At 60.1% G+C, this 15,260-nt stretch carries 13 protein-coding genes; 6 read left to right on the top strand and 7 right to left on the bottom strand.

Annotation, left to right across the window (positions count from 1 at the left end; all coding sequences use genetic code 11):
• Positions 1-2: 2 nt before the first annotated feature.
• The gene (locus JQ553_RS25145; protein WP_212502727.1) at positions 3-1,316 is read right to left on the bottom strand and encodes an MFS transporter; all 1,314 of its coding nucleotides are present in this window, start codon (positions 1,314-1,316) and stop codon (positions 3-5) included.
• A gap of 247 nt (positions 1,317-1,563) precedes the next feature.
• Between JQ553_RS25145 and JQ553_RS25140 the strand changes: the two genes are divergently transcribed.
• Together JQ553_RS25140 and JQ553_RS25135 are read left to right on the top strand one after the other, a co-directional pair.
• Positions 1,564-2,481, top strand: a complete 918-nt coding sequence (locus JQ553_RS25140) for a LysR family transcriptional regulator (protein WP_212502726.1) — start codon at positions 1,564-1,566, stop codon at positions 2,479-2,481.
• A 186-nt stretch (positions 2,482-2,667) separates the two neighbouring features.
• Complete coding sequence (locus JQ553_RS25135; RefSeq protein WP_212502725.1) at positions 2,668-4,008, top strand: amidohydrolase; 1,341 nt, start codon at positions 2,668-2,670, stop codon at positions 4,006-4,008.
• Between the two features lie 43 nt (positions 4,009-4,051).
• Here JQ553_RS25135 and JQ553_RS25130 read toward each other — a convergent pair whose 3' ends face one another.
• The 5 genes from JQ553_RS25130 to JQ553_RS25110 all read right to left on the bottom strand — a co-directional run bounded on the left by JQ553_RS25130 (position 4,052) and on the right by JQ553_RS25110 (position 8,309).
• Positions 4,052-4,435, bottom strand: coding sequence for a universal stress protein (locus JQ553_RS25130; RefSeq protein ID WP_212502724.1), 384 nt, complete (start codon positions 4,433-4,435; stop codon positions 4,052-4,054).
• A 289-nt stretch (positions 4,436-4,724) separates the two neighbouring features.
• Positions 4,725-5,567: a DUF1194 domain-containing protein gene (locus JQ553_RS25125; protein WP_212502723.1), complete on the bottom strand. Its 843-nt coding sequence runs from the start codon at positions 5,565-5,567 to the stop codon at positions 4,725-4,727.
• Between the two features lie 1,095 nt (positions 5,568-6,662).
• Entirely contained in the window at positions 6,663-7,373 is a 711-nt protein-coding gene (locus JQ553_RS25120; protein ID WP_212502722.1) for a hypothetical protein, read from the bottom strand.
• Positions 7,355-7,687 (bottom strand): PadR family transcriptional regulator, encoded by a 333-nt coding sequence (locus JQ553_RS25115; protein WP_212502721.1) that lies wholly within the window; start codon positions 7,685-7,687, stop codon positions 7,355-7,357. The genes JQ553_RS25120 and JQ553_RS25115 overlap by 19 nt, the downstream gene beginning before the upstream one ends.
• Before the next feature lie 115 nt (positions 7,688-7,802).
• Positions 7,803-8,309 (bottom strand): ester cyclase, encoded by a 507-nt coding sequence (locus JQ553_RS25110; protein WP_249144581.1) that lies wholly within the window; start codon positions 8,307-8,309, stop codon positions 7,803-7,805.
• Positions 8,310-8,893: 584 nt separating this feature from the next.
• Between JQ553_RS25110 and JQ553_RS25105 the strand changes: the two genes are divergently transcribed.
• Positions 8,894-9,673, top strand: coding sequence for a 2-keto-4-pentenoate hydratase (locus tag JQ553_RS25105; protein ID WP_212502719.1), 780 nt, complete (start codon positions 8,894-8,896; stop codon positions 9,671-9,673).
• A gap of 282 nt (positions 9,674-9,955) precedes the next feature.
• On the opposite strand, the gene JQ553_RS25100 is transcribed toward JQ553_RS25105, so the two are convergent.
• On the bottom strand, positions 9,956-11,944 hold the full coding sequence (locus tag JQ553_RS25100; protein ID WP_212502718.1) for an adenylate/guanylate cyclase domain-containing protein: 1,989 nt from the start codon (positions 11,942-11,944) through the stop codon (positions 9,956-9,958).
• A 684-nt stretch (positions 11,945-12,628) separates the two neighbouring features.
• Here JQ553_RS25100 and JQ553_RS25095 point away from each other — a divergent pair.
• The 3 genes from JQ553_RS25095 (at position 12,629) to JQ553_RS25085 (ending at position 15,167) form a co-directional block, all read left to right on the top strand.
• Entirely contained in the window at positions 12,629-13,108 is a 480-nt protein-coding gene (locus tag JQ553_RS25095) for a DUF4102 domain-containing protein (protein WP_212502717.1), read from the top strand.
• The gene (locus JQ553_RS25090) at positions 13,109-13,402 is read left to right on the top strand and encodes a hypothetical protein (RefSeq protein ID WP_212502716.1); all 294 of its coding nucleotides are present in this window, start codon (positions 13,109-13,111) and stop codon (positions 13,400-13,402) included.
• Between the two features lie 277 nt (positions 13,403-13,679).
• Positions 13,680-15,167: a DUF1254 domain-containing protein gene (locus JQ553_RS25085; protein ID WP_212502715.1), complete on the top strand. Its 1,488-nt coding sequence runs from the start codon at positions 13,680-13,682 to the stop codon at positions 15,165-15,167.
• Positions 15,168-15,260: the final 93 nt, after the last annotated feature.

Here is a 15,260-nt window from a genome sequence, read left to right as displayed (position 1 = left end):
TGTTAGCGGGTTCGGGCGGGAGTTGGTTGGGGTCCAGCCGGCGCCGGCGTGCCTTTTGCGCGCGACAGCAGCAGCGTGAGCAGGGCTGAGATCACGAGCAGCCCGCCGACGAAGAACAGTCCGCCGGCAAAGCTGCCGGTCCGGTCCTTGATCCAGCCGATCATGGCCGGCCCGACAAAGCCGCCGAGATTGCCGATCGAGTTGATCGTGGCGATGCCGGCTGCGGCGGCCGAGCCGGACAGGAACATGGTCGGCATGCTCCACAGCGGCGGCTTCGACGAAGAGATGCCGATATTGACCAGCGTCAGCGCGGCGATCACGGCGGCGAGGCTCGTCCATAGTCCCGCGAGCGCAAGTCCGGCTGCGGCCACCAGGCAGGCGAGCACGACGTGCCAGGTGCGTTCGCCGGTGCGATCCGAATGGCGCGCCCACAGGATCATGGCGAGGACGGCGACAGTCGCCGGCACCGCGTTCAACACGCCGATCTGGATCGCCGACAGGCCGAACTGCTTGATGATCTGCGGCGCCCAGACGCCGAGCGTGTAGAGGCCCGCAGAGGTGCCGAAATAGACCAGCGACAGCGCCAGCACCCGCGGATCGGCCAATCCCCTCCAGATGCTGTGGCTTGCGGTCGCGGCCTTGCCGTCGTTTTCCGCCTTCATGGTCTTGACCAGCCATGCGCGCTCGTCATCGGCGAGCCATTTGGCCTGCTCCGGCCGGTCGGTCAGGAAGCCCAGCACGACGAAGCCGAGCAGGACGGCCGGCACGGCCTCCAGCACGAACAGCCATTGCCAGCCCTTGAGGCCGAGCAGGCCGTCCATTTCCAGCAAGGCGCCCGACACCGGCGAGCCGAGCACGGTCGACAGCGGCGCCGCGGCCATGAACAGCGCGGTGACGGCCGCGCGCTGGCGCGCCGGGAACCAGTAGGAAAGATAGAGGATGATGCCGGGAAAGAAGCCGGCCTCGGCGGCGCCGAGCAGAAAGCGCAACACGTAGAAGCTGGTCGCGCCCTGCACGAGCGCCATCGCCGCCGACACCAGTCCCCAACTGATCATCACCCGCGCGATCCAGATCCGCGCGCCGATCTTGTGCAGGATGATGTTGGAAGGCACCTCGAACAGGAAGTAGCCCCAGAAGAAAATTCCGGCCCCGAAGCCGTACACCGTAGGCGACAGGCCGATGTCCTTGTTCATGGTCAGCGACGCGAAGCCGATATTGACGCGGTCGATGAACGCCACGAAGTAGAGCAGCATGATGAAGGGAACGATGCGCAGGGAAATCTTGCGCAGCACGCGCGTCTGAAGCTCGCTTTCCATGGGCCTCCCTCGGATTCATGTTGTTCTTGAATGGGACGCAATTTTGCCGCGTCGGCGGGAAGGTTAAGAGGCTTGGCCCTTTCCACTCAATCCACTCGGGTTTATACAAAAAAATGATATAATCATTGCCGTCATTGCGAGGAACGGATGCGACGAAGCAATCCGTTCTTTCGGCGCGGCAGCTTGGATTGCTTCGCTTACGCTCGCAATGATGGGGGCGGACGCACAGGAGCGAAAGGAAAGCGCCTTGGAACTGCATCAGCTCCGCTGCTTCGTGGCGGCTGCCGAGGAGCTGCATTTCGGCCGCGCGGCGCAGCGCCTGCAGATGCTGCCGTCGGCGCTCGGCCGCCACATCAAGCTGCTGGAAGAGGATGTTGGCGTTCGCCTGTTCGCCCGCACCACGCGCGCGGTGTCGCTGACCGAGGACGGCGCGACGCTGCTGCGTGACGGGCGCGCGCTGCTCGGCCAGGCCGAAGCCATCGAGGACGGCTTTCGCAAGCGTCGGCGCCGGCCGTCGACACGGCGCTTCCGGGTCGGCGCGGTCGACAGCGCCGCGGCCGGGCTGCTGCCCTCCTTGCTGCGCGATTTTCGTAGCCATCATCCCGACGTGGCGGTGCAGCTTCTCGAGGACAAGACCATCCGCCTGCTGCCTAGGCTGCTCTCGGGTGCGCTCGATCTCGCCTTCGTGCGGCCACCGGAGCGCGCCGACAAGCGCATCGAATTTCGTCCATTGCTGCAGGAGACGGCTATCGTCGTGCTGTCGCAGGGACACGCGCTGGCGCGGCGCAAGCAGGTCACGCTGCCCGACATCGCTGACCAGCCGCTGATCGTGCCGGAACGCCGCGCGCGTCCGCACAGCCACGATCTCACCGTGAAGCTGTTCGAAGAAGCCGGCCTGACGCCGCGCATCCACCAGATCGCCGACGAGAAGCAGACGATCGTCAACATGGTCGCCGCGCGGCTCGGGGTTGCCATCGTGCCGCGCTGGACCTCGCGGATGGCGATCTCGGGCGTCCGCTTCGTGCCGTTGAAGCTCAAGCGCAACAGCCGTGCCGGGCGCCTTCCGCTCGCGGCCGCCTGGCTGAAGGGCTCGCGCGACCCCACCCGCGACGATCTCCTCGCGGTGCTCGACGCACGATTGAAGAGCTACGCGCGGGACGCATGACGCGGCTTCGAGCCGCAGTTCTGTTTGAGCATGATCTCCGCGCAAACGCTACGCGTTTGTCACCAGGGAAAACCGCTATACACTTTTCCGGATCATGCTCGAGGACCAGATATGGTAATGTTCGCCAGAGCCAGCGAGGTCGTAAAGCTCTAGCGAACACCTGGGTTTAACCTGGAACGATTTGCCATGACCAGATTTCTTGCAACGCTGCTTGCATCCGCTGCGCTGTCCGCTTCGCTGCCGCTACAAGCCCGTGCTGAACTTGACGTCGTCAGCCTGAAGAGCGCCATCGAGAGATCGGTCGAGAGCGACTATCCAAAACTCGACACGCTCTACAAGGACATCCACGCTCACCCCGAAATCGCTTTTCAGGAAGAGAAGACGGCAGCCAAGTTGGCCGCCGAGATGCAGGCCCTGGGCTTCGAGGTGACGGAGCACGTCGGCAAGACCGGGCTGGTTGCGATCTACAAAAATGGCGACGGCCCCACCATCATGGTACGCACCGAACTCGATGCGCTGCCGATGGAAGAGAAAACCGACCTTGCTTACGCGAGCCATGACAAGACCATCTGGCAAGGACGTGAAACATTCGTGGCCCACAGTTGCGGTCACGACATTCATATGGCGATCTGGGTGGGAACGGCCAGGACGCTCGTTGGCCTGAAGGACCAGTGGCGCGGCACGCTGATGTTCATCGCCCAGCCGGCCGAGGAAATTGTGTCGGGCGCCAAGGCCATGCTGGCGGACGGCCTGTTCACGCGATTTCCGAAGCCCGATTTCGGCTTCGCTTTGCACGATGGCCCCTTCGCCCATGGCACCGTGCTCTATCGCGTCGGGATCGGCTCCTCGAACGCCGACGGCCTCTACATCAAATTCCGCGGCCGCGGTGGTCACGGCGCGTTGCCGCAGGCGACCATCGACCCCGTGATGATGGCCGCGCGCTTTGTCGTCGATGTTCAAAGTGTGATCAGCCGCGAAAAGGACCCCGCCGAATTTGGCGTTGTCAGCATCGGTACGATCCACGGCGGCACCGCGGTAAACATCATTCCCGACGATGTGGTGCTGGCAGGCACCATTCGCAGCTTCAAGCCGGAGGTGCGCGCCAGGATGTTCGCCGGTATCGAGCGGACAGCGAAGGCGGTCGCCGCCATGTCGAATGCGCCGGAGCCGGAGATCAAGATCACCGAAGGCACCAAGGCCGTGATCAATGATTCCGGCGTGGTCGCCACGGCAGAAAAAGTGCTGAAAGCGGCGTTCGGCGACAAGTTCATCGGGCCTGTGCCGCCGAACGCGCCCAGCGAAGATTATTCGGAATTCATCAACGCCGGCGTACCCTCGATGTTCTTCAATATCGGCGTGTATGAACCGGAGCGCGTCGCTGCCGCCCGCGAGGGCGCAGGTCCGCAACTGCCCGGCAACCACTCGCCCCTGTTCGCGCCAGTGCCGAAGCCGACTATCCAGACCGGGGTTGAGGCCATGACGCTCGCCGTGCTGAGCGTGTTCGACCAGCACGCGCGGGAAAAATAAGCGTCTCCCTAGCCGTAATTTGGCCCATCGAGCGGCCTGCTATTCATCGACAAACCAGTACGGGGGTCTTCGCGTAGGTCAGCACCTTGTTTGTCACACTGCCGATAAGAAGCATGGAAAGTCCACTGAGCCCATGCGATGACATAACGATGAGATCGCAGCCCTTGTCCGCGGCCGCGGCAATGATGGCTTCATGAGGTGGCGTGTTCTCCACCTGAACTGTCTCGCACGATACACCAGCCTCCTTGGCCGCATTTGCTACGCGATCCAGCACGCTCGCAAAGTCGCCTGTCACTGCAAGAAGCGGTTCCACAACATAGATTGCAGATACCTTGGCTCCAACGGATTTCGCCAACGCCAACCCATGCGCCACCCCGCGCCACGCCAGTTCCGACCCATCTGTCGGAATGAGAATGTGCCGGTACATGCTTCACCTCCCGATTATCTGGACTAGCGGCCCACTTGCTGCGATCCGGAACGTCCACACATTGCCGGCTAGGATGGTTCAGCGAATGCTTCCGATCATTGATCTCGGTCAACGTGCGTGATCGCACTGACGCATACGAGCTCTTTGTGAGAAATGTGCCCTGGGCACATTTTCAGCTTTTCAACGGTATCTCGTCACAAAGCGGGCTGGCGCGTGGGCGCTGGCTGCGATCATGATAACTGCGATCCAAATTTGTACGTGCGGCGGCTCTGAAGGACTGTCTCGGCACTTACCGCCCCCTGCGCTCCTGCCATTTTCTTTCGCCGATCAGACAGGGCACCCGGGGCTCTTTGTCGGAGGCTGGGGCGATCCGGCGCTCCGGTGTGAGGCCCGCAACTTCGAGAACAAGCTTGGTCCGGATCGCTTCCTGGAATTTTTCGCGATCCTTGATCGTCATGATGAAGGCGCCCGGCCCTCCGATCACGCAATCCTCGTAGTAGAAATCGAGATTTTCGATATCGATCGTCGAATAGGATGGCTCCTTCACCATGATAGGCAGGCCGTTGATGATGATGCCCTTCGCCACGGCGGCGTCGCGCGCGCCGACTACGGGGGCTCCGTCGTTGTTCGGCCCATCGCCGGAAATATCGATGACCCGCCGCAGACCGCGATAGGGATTCTCTTGAAACAGCTGCACTGCGAAATTGATCGCGCTGGAAATCGACGTACTCGAACCTCGGCGAACCGGTGCTTTCATGATCTCGGCGGCCACGGCATCCGCCGATTCCGGACTGTCGATCACTCGCCAAGGAATGATGATCCTTTCGTCGCCCGACATCGACCACTCGAAATAGGTCACGGCCACCTTGCCGCGCGGACCGGCCCTCAGCGCCTGAAGGAAGTCTTTCGAGACGATAGCCTGTGCATAGCCCTCGCGTTGGGTGGCAAGTTCGTCCATATCCATCGAGTAGGAGATGTCGACGGCGATCACGAGCTCGACGTTGACGGATGGCACATTGTGGCTGGTGTCGACGAATCGAGATTTCTGGCTCGGCGCGGCAATGCCAGCGATGTCACCTCCGACCATCGCCCCCGCAACAAGCACCGCCCCGACCGAGACACACCAGCGCATAGCGGCCCTCCCGTTCTTTGCGAGGATGGTGACACTCAAAGCGCGCCACGAAAAGCGGAAACGCGCAATTGTCGTTCGCGTTCGCAGCAATTGTGGGGATGCGGACGCGGGTCACGCAATGGTGAGCATGCCGATCGGCCGTTCGCGCAGGCGTGATTTTTCACCGGGTACCTTTTCTCACAAGCATTCCTAGATATTTCTTGTCCAAAAAACTTCGAAGGAAACGCTTTCAACAGAGCAGCCGATTCCGGCCAGCGCGAATGCTCCGCACGAAAAGAGGACGTTCGGAGTGCGACTATGATTAGATTCAGGACTATTATTATTGCAGCGATTATGTCGATTGGCGTGATAAGCTCTGCAAGTGCCCAGTGCCCGACGTGGGCGACTCAAAATCCGGCTTCGTTTGATGCGCAATATCCCGATAGGAGTGTGCTGAACGACTGCGAGTTGACGCCAGCAGGCAGAATGGGCCTGGAACGGCCAGGCGGCGCGGCTCCATGGTTTGGGCCCTACAGGGCTTATGGGGCAATGCTTGGCGTTGCCCCACACCACAGATTTCGGCACCGCTTGCGGTGAGTATCTGAAGATAGACCCGAATGGTCGGATTTCGGCCTCGTCTCTCGGGATCGATCGCCGCTTGCGGACATCACCGAGAGTTGTCACCATCGTGCGATGATGAACGACTGGCTTGCCGATGGTCTGCGTGCATGGGTGCTTGTTTAGCTTTTTGTCGCGACCACTCGCGCACTTGCGTGTTCCCCTTTCACAGAATGAGGCATCATTTTTGAGAATGTTCCGACCGACATCGACGCACCGGTAATAGTCGAAGCAACGCTCTATGACCGCTCGCAGGGAGGCGATGCAGCTGCAAATCAGATGGTGATAATGAACGCGCGGGTCGACGGAGCTATAAAAGAGGCCGATCGATTCCAAGACGCTGAAGATATTTCTCTACCTGGGAGCCTGCAGCCGAGTTGGTATCGGGCAAAGGCATCATTCTCGGAGAGCTTCGCAACGATCCGCAGTGTGCTCGGTTCGAGTGTTTAGCATTTTTGCGCCTGAGCTGCCGTCAGGCGTCCACAGGAGAAGTCGATGTTACGCCTTGAGCAGGGCTGCCGTGTGCACCATCCGGACAACGATACTTCGAACGCTAAAGATGAGAATGCCGGCGCACACAATTTCGATGGCTATCGAAAAGATCGGGACAACGAACTCGACGGTGAATTCTCTTCCAACCACCCGCAGTGCAGTTAGCACTCCATCACCGATCACCGAGACGCTGAGTGCGGCCGCTGACACGGCGCTCAGGAGGAGGAGGTGACGAAGCCTGCTGCAATGCGATGCGCACAGAGCGGTTGTAGGCGCACGGCGGACGATTACGTAGACGCACCCGGCGATCCCCAAAATGACCGACACATAGAAAGCGCAAGCATCGATCAAACCAACGATCTTGGCGACGGCCCTCACGTGATCGCTCAATATCCATTGCGCCGCGGCGTACCAAGTTACGCGGGCTTTCATGGCCACAAAGACGCTGGTGATAACCAAAATGATGGTGACGCCGACCTTCCAAGTCTGTCTGGCGAGCCACGCGGTCGCAAACTGTGCGGCGATGACGTGCGGATCCCCGAAATTAGCAATGGCGTGTTGGACCGCTTCACGGCCATTGCCCGAAGGGTCAGCCGCTGCGGCCTCCCACAAGTGATCTTGAATCTCCTGCCGCACACGTTGCGAAAGGGATGGATTGAAATTGAGCTTGCCCGCGAGAGATTCCGTATAGGCCTCAATCATGCCGGACTCTTGCATGGCTCCGTTCCTTCCAGAAGCCCATCGATTGCAACGGAAAATCGCTCCCAGACTGCGCACCGCTCGGCCAACACGCGACGGCCGCGGCGGGTCAAGGCATACACCCTCCGCTTTCGTCCGGATTCGGCCGTCGTCCAGTGACTGGAAAGGAGACCTGTTTGCTCGAGACGATGAAGCGCCGGATAAATCGTTCCTTCCGGCAGATCGAAGGCTTGCCCGCTCTTGCGCTTGATCGCCTCGATTACGGCGTAGCCATGGGCCGGACCGGCCGCCAGAGTGGCCAGCATGATCAAGTCAAGGTGGCCTTTGAGCATTTCTCCTTCCATGTTTTTGAACGCTATGCCTCACCTCTCGAGCAGTCAAGTTTGGGGAAAATGCACCTGCCCAAACAAGAGTGGCCTCCGTCTGAAGCGCGACGCGACTGCCCAACTACCCGCCGCGCAGTTTGTTCAGCGCGTCCGCGATGTCTGTAAGGTCCCAGTGCTCGGCGAACTTGCCGTCTTCGATGCGCCAAATATCAATGGTCCTGAATGTGAAGGCTTTGCCCGTTGGCGGAATGTCCCGGATCGTTTGCGTGTGAGTTGCCGAATACGTACTGCGTGCGACCACCTTGTCGCCGGCAATGATGCGGTCCTCGACCCGCAACTGGAGGTCCGGCATTGACGCCAGAATCCGATGATAATTCTCGATCTGAGCAGCGAGGCCGGATTGGCTTCGCCCTGAATGCTGAATGTAGGTCTCGGTGAACAGTTCCGGGAAGAGGGCGGTGTCATGCGCATTCACCGCCGCCACATACCGATCGAGAAGCGAGCTCCCGACGGCCTCGGAACTAACCGCTGGCGGATGGTCCCCGGCAGCGAAAGCAGGGTTGCGGGATGAGATGAGCCCTATCGCGCTAAATGACCCGAGCGCCAGTACGTCACGCCGATTGCGCATGTTTGTGCGCCCTCTCCGATGGTCGCCAATACATAGATATGCTATGCCTAGCATTGCTATGTGTCAAGTCGACTTGAAGTCTGGACCTGGGCCGCGCCGAGCCCGGCGGTCATCCGCAGTTCACGATCGGCTCGAGTTTCCGAGGACAGTACCTGAACCGCGAGCCCGGACCGAGTGATCCCGAATGACCGCAATTGGCCTTGAGCCGTCTTTCCATTGGTGGCGACTACCTCGGACGTTGGAGCAGAAACGGACCAACGATCGGGCTGCCAGACACTTCCGAGTCTTAACCGCGGCGGCATCAGCAAGCATCTTCATGTGGTTGCGAAGCTTGTTTCAGCCCTACCAAAGCGCCGATCCGAGCGATTACTATGAGGTATATTTAGGGAGCGGGCATGAGAAGGCGACAATCTCTCTGCGTTCTGGGTGGTGCGGCGGCGTCGTGGCTTGCGGTGGCGGAAGCGCGGCAGCCGTTCGGGATCATTGGCTTCCTAAGCACAGGGGGCGGACGCGTGGATTGCGATGGTCGCGAGTCTCTGGCAACACCTGGCCCAATCTCGTTCGGGGATCAACGGAGAAGCACTATGGATGACAACGATCGCCTGGATTCGATGGCGCGATGGATGTGGAATGCGAGACAGCGGCGTCAGACCTTTTGCAATCTGCCCAGCGAGTTGCGGCCCACATCCATCGCCGAGGCCTACGCAGCGCAAGAGGTCTATTATCGGCTTGCGGAGCCAGTATATGGCCCCGTTGCCGGCGCCAAGATTGCCACCACAACCAAGGTGATGCAGAAATTGATGGGCATCACGCATCCATGCGGCGGAGCGATCTTTGCACGAACGATCCATACGTCGCCGGCGAAGCTACGGGCGGCGGATTTCGTTAATCTGCGTGTCGAAAGCGAGATTGCGTTGAAACTCGGAGCTGATTTGCCCGCACCGGGTGCACCTTGGACGCGCGACGCTGTTGCGCCTGCTGTCGCGAGCGCGATGCCTGCATTCGAACTCATCGAGGACCGGCACGCGGACTACAACACCACCGATGCCTCGTCGTTGATCGTCGAGAATTGTTGGAACGGCGGAATAGTCCTGGGTAACCCCCAGGCGGTTCAGGCCGGAGACCTTGTCGGCATTGCCGGTCGGCTCAGCATTAGTGGCAAAACGGTTGGCGAAGGCAACGCAGAGGATCCCTACGCAACGCTTGCCTGGGTTGCCAATCATCTTGCCGAGCGTGGTCGTGATTTAAAAGCTGGCATGGTGGTAATCACGGGCAGCGTTATTCCAACGGTTTCAATTGCGAGCGGAGACCGCGCGCTGTTCACCGTTGATGGATTGGGCGAAGTCGTCATGGAGGTTTTCTGAATGTTGCCGCCACCGCGCTCATGAATGAGTAAAATCACCTGGCGCAGCTTTCGTGTTGCTGGCCGTGCTAAAAACCAGGCACAGAATACGCGCCTATTCGCGCGCGATCCCGCGGAGGCCTCGCAGTGCGTGGCGTGAGGGTCGAGCAGGCGGTGCGAGATCTGCGGTTGGACCCGAAGCGGACCTCCCTCTTCCTAGATGGGCTACCAATTGATGGGGCGCTTTGTGCACCGCTTATCGGGATTTCAGCGGAATAGGCGTTGTCATCGGCTCTACGCCGCCCTAGGTCATCTCAGCTAGTTTTTCGAATCCCTCGGGCGGGGCCAGCTCCGGATCGTCGCTGGTTCTGATCCCCAACAGCTCATAAATCATGAATTCGTGCTTGCGACCCTTGACTTGAACCTTCGTAATGGGCTTGGCGACGATGTCGGACCCGACTGCCTCGACCACGCTGTCGCTGATGCAGATCGTAGTTCCGAAAGTCTTGTTGATGCCTTCAAGACGCGCGGCGACGTTAACCCCGTCGCCCATGACAGTGTAGCTCAAGCGCTCGCTTGAACCCACGTTGCCGACCAGCACCTCAGCGCAATGCAGCCCGATGCGGAGCCGCAGCAGTGGCCGTCCTTGCGCGCGCCAGTCCGCATTGAGCTGCTGCATTCGCCGTGCGGACCGCAGCGCTCCGCAGCACGCGCGCAGCACATGGTCATCGCGCCGAGCGGGCGCACCCCAGAAAGCCATAACGCCGTCGCCGATGAATTTGTCGACTGTGCCGTGCTCCTCTGCAATCGCCTGCGAGACGGTCTCGAAGTAGACCGACAATTGCGCGAGCAGATCGTTTGGCGTCATCTGCTCGGCCAGACTGGAAAAATCCTGCAGATCGGCAAACAGCACGGTCATGAAGCGCGGCTCGACACCAAGCGTCAGCGGCGTTCCGGTTTTAATCAGTTCGCGGACCACGTCGAGCGGCACGAAACAGGAGAACGAGCGCAGCGAAGTCTCGAACAGCGACAATGCCGTTTGCAGTTCCCTTATCTCCTTGATCTTCGACGACGGTCGTGTCGCGTGCGAGAACGTAAGGTCTTCGACTGATCGAAGTTCCCGCGATATGTTTTCGATCGGCCGAGACAAGCGTCGCGCGAAGAAATAGATCAACACCAGTTCAATGCCGGTCAAGGCTGCGATCAGCACGATCATCTGCCGGTTGGTCCGCTTGAGCGTACCGACGAAGTCATCGGTGGGTGTCAGGATAATGATCTCCCACGGCTGTCCGAAATTGCCGGGAATGCGGGTGAACGAGGCGCTGATCTCTTCGCCGTTCTGAGGCGAGGAGAACAGGAAATCGTCGCTGTTGTTCTGACTATGCAGCCGATTGGCTTCGCGCACGTTGTCGTCGGCGATGGTGTCAAGCGTGGTGAGTTCGAGGCGATTGCTCTCTCGTCGCACCGTTTTCTTGGGGTCGGGATACGCAATGATCGTACCCTTCGTCGGGTCGGCGATGATCGTGGTGCTGTGCGAACTCGCGCGATGAGTGGTGAGAAACCGGGACAGCACGTCGAGCGTGATATTGGCCGAGGCGCAGCCGATGAAGGTCTCGTCATTGATGATTGGGTACCTGAGAGTAATGACCGGGTAGCCGGTGTCCGGATTGGGCCAAGGTCCCTCAACGATCAGGGATCGGGTCGCCTTTGCCGCTTGGTAGCCCGCAAGAGTTCTGATGTCCTCGATCGTCTCCACGTCATATGCCCCCACGACATGCGGCCAGGTATCGTAGAAGGTGCGATGCCGGAGTCGTCGCGGTTGCCCTGCGAAGGCGTCGATGTAGCTGGAATGCCAGTTGGCAGACACTGGGATGTTCGGATCGGAACGCCTGCGGTCGTCGTCCATCCGTGTCACGACCCGATGAAAGCCGTCCTCGAAGCTGACGAAGGCCGCATCCACCTGCGGCGCCGAGGTGAGCGCCTGGTAGAGCATATCCCGGCTCGTTTCATTCCGAAATTGCTCCGGGTTTTCTGCCGCGGCGGCCGCGATCAACCTTAACGTAGCCGCGACCGGATTGATCAGGTTCTCCGCGTCCTCGATGCCGACTTGTTTTGTCTTGGTGACCACGTCGTTCAAGGTCGCATTGATCGCGGCTGCGTTCTGCCGGTAGTTATAGGCCAGGATGAAGATCAGCACGGGAATGCTGAGAAGGACGAACAACCCCGACATGACAGCACTGAGCCGCACCACGCGCGTGCGGGCATTCTGGTAGACGCCCGATACGTCGCGCATGCTGGACCTCCGTCACCGTTCCGCCGCTTGGGCGGAAGAATAATCTGGATCCACGACCACAATTCAACTGGAATAGTGAGCAAGATCAACGGGGCTGCCTTACTATTTTGCGATACTACGCCTTCTGACAATTGCTCCGCCACTCGACCTCTGCCGCTTTGTGACCAAAGCGGACATGCGCTTCGTCGCGTCACGCCATCAGATTTGTGAGTACACAGTTCTGGGCCAAGCGTAATCCACCGATTGCACGGGGCAACGCGGGCTCCACTGGAGCCGTCCAGGCTCAATCACTGATTTGCCCGACGAGGCAAGTCCGGACACGAAAGACATTTCTGTTTTTCAGAAGTGCAAATCAGTTTAATAACCTGTCCGTCTCACCCGATCGAGGGGCGCTTCGCGATCGTCACGGGTGTTGGGTGAGATGCGGTGGACGCCGATTGCCCGACTGACGAGCACGCACAAGGCGGACGGCGAAGTCGTGTGGGCTATATTTTGAAGCCCGGTGAAACACGCCGAAACCAACAAAACCCTTCAAAACAAGCAGTTTTCGCGTAGCCTGTTGCAGGGCGTTTCCGTGCGTTTCGCCAAATCTAGGGCCCGGCCCTAAAGCCTCTCGCGACCCTCCAAGGACTGAGAGGCCCAAAGCCGAGCCCATGATCTCAAACCCTCACGGAGCCTGAAACCATGACCGATACTACCACGACCACCGAGCCCGCCAAGCGGGGCCGCAATTCCGCAATCATCTTGACCGACCGCATGTGCGAGAAGCGGGTCGATCAGCGCGACAAGGTGTACGACCGCAAAGCCCCGGGCCTGTACATCAGCCGCACCGCGTCCGGCGTGACGGCCTTCAACTTCAAATTCACCCATCCCACGACCGGCAAGCAGTGCTCGACCAAGATCGGAGACTACAGCCCAGCCTTCGGCGTCGATGTCGCGCGCAGCAAGGTCTACGCCATGAAGGCGATGGACCCGGCCGAGCTTGTCGCGCTGCTTTCGCAGAAACAGGCCGAGAAGGCCGCGCAAGCTGAGCGGCGGCTCGCCGTTCTTGTCGACCATCTCAAGGGCGACTTTCGCCATTTCTTTGCGGACCTCATGCACCACAGCGTCGATCTTGCGCCGCACCGCCAGATCGTTGGAGCACCGCGCCGCCATGCCGCTTAGGTGCGTGAGAACGACCCCGGCAATGCCATCGATGACCGCATCAAAATCGGCCCGGGGCACCAACTCGCGCTGCTTCTCGGCGATGCGGAGGCGAAGCAACGCCGCCTTTGCTTTTGCATGCTCGGCGTCTGCCTCGCTGCGCGGCGACTGCCGCCGCTCGCGCCGCAGGAAGCGGAGGTAAGCCACCCGCGCCGCATCGAGATCGAAACCGTCACTTTGCCGCTGGATCACGCCTTCGGCTTCGAGCTTGTCGATATAGGTCCGGCTGCAATCGAGATGCTGCGCCAGTGCTGACGCGCTAACAGTCGCGGGCTTTCTGGATCGCGGTCGAGGGACAGGCTGGGCGACGGGCGCGATAGTCTCGGTCATCAGCGTCATTCCTGCTGCGTCGCCGCAGGATAGCTCACTTCCGCTTTCGGCGGCATAGCGGACCATGCCGGGACTTGCCGATGGCCAACTCGGTCGCGAATGACCCAGAGCGGACGGCTGCACGCATTAGTCGCAGGACAACCTTCGCGCGGTTCGCCATACTGTTTACTACCGAGTTCCCGAACAGTCTTGGAGTAATGCCATGAACCGCCGAGAGTTCTTCCTGCCAACCGCTACCGGAGCGCTCGCCTCTATCTATGCGGCTTCGCAAACCGGGTTCGTTGCATCGGCCATGGCCCAAGATGGGCGCGAGCCGCTTGGAGGCCAGCCCCCGCCGGGCTCAACCTGCTCGATCAAGGATTTCGACTATCAAATCAAATATCAGCGTGCCTTCGAGGGTGTTCTGTGGTGCATGCAGGCCAGTGCGATTTATGCGTTCCGACGCGCGGCTTTCGCCGATCTCGGAATGAAGGACAATGACATCATTGCCTATTCGGCGACCGCGACACCGAAGCTGGAAGCTATCACAGCGAACAGCACGACCCCTTACATCACCGCGTTCACGGATCTCCGCAAGGGACCGGCCGTGCTTGAACTTCCGGTGGCTGGACCCGACGGCAGTCTCTACGGGCAAGTTGTCGATGCGTGGCAACTCACTATCGCCGACGTCGGTCCTACCGGTCTCGACAAGGGACAGGGCGGAAAGTTGCTTTTCACGCCTCCCGACTTCAAGGGAAACGTCCCGAACGGTTACATCCACGTTCCCTCGCCGAATTATCGCGTCGCCTTCGCTTTCCGCTCCATTCCAGCACCGGGCAAGACGACGACTGATGCGTACCAATATGCGAAGCGCCTGCGAATGTATTACCTCTCCGAGGCAGGAAATCCGCCGCAGCAGAAATTCGTTGATCCGGCAAATGAGCGCTATCCCACTCTGCCGTTTTATGACGAGCGGCTCTTCGAGGACATGCACGCCATCGTGAGTGTCGAACCCGTAAAGGAGCACGACAAGGTCATGATGGGCATGATCAAGTCGCTCGGCATCGAGAAAGGCAAACCGTTTGCGCCGGACGCGACCGCCAAGCGCGCGATGCGGCAGGCCGCGATCGATGCCTGGTACTTCACGCAATCGTGGTATGACAATTTTCCCGCCAACAAGCTCTATTGGCCAGACCGGCACTACGCCTCGCTGCTCCAGACAGATGACAATCGGACCTTCACGTTCACTTACGACGACCGGATCGACCTCATCGAGCGCGCTGCCGAATATTTCTGGTGCACCTATATGCCGAAAATGCTGACGGACAATCCGGGTACGCAGTATTTCATGGCGCTCGCTGACAATAACGGGAAGCGGCTGGAAGCGGGCAAGACGTATAAAATCGACGTGCCCAAGGATATGCCCGTCAGGCAGTTCTGGGCGCTGACGGTGTATGACCGCGCCACATGCTCGTTCATCTACAGCAATTCGAACCGAACAACGTTGTCGTCGTTCGACCTCGATAAGATGAAGAAGAACCCTGATGGCGGCGTGACCATCTACACCGGGCCAAAAGCCCCCGACGGCCTGGAAGCCAACTGGATACCAACAGCGGGAAAGCGCCCACTACCGGCGATGCGGTGCTACGGACCCATGGAGGCGTTGAACAACAAGACGTTCAAGCTGCCGGACTTTGAATTGGTGGGCTAAAGGTGAAGTCCGCTATTGATGCTGTGGACGGCTCCTCCACCGGCGCGAGAGTGCCAAGGTGTGGGCGCCGTTTGAGGCTCCTACGATTCGGAG

The sequence above is a fragment of the Bradyrhizobium lablabi genome (assembly GCF_018131005.1).
GTDB lineage: Bacteria > Pseudomonadota > Alphaproteobacteria > Rhizobiales > Xanthobacteraceae > Bradyrhizobium > Bradyrhizobium lablabi_D.
Note: the sequence above shows the minus strand (reverse complement) of the source record. Positions and strands in the feature narration are given on the sequence as shown.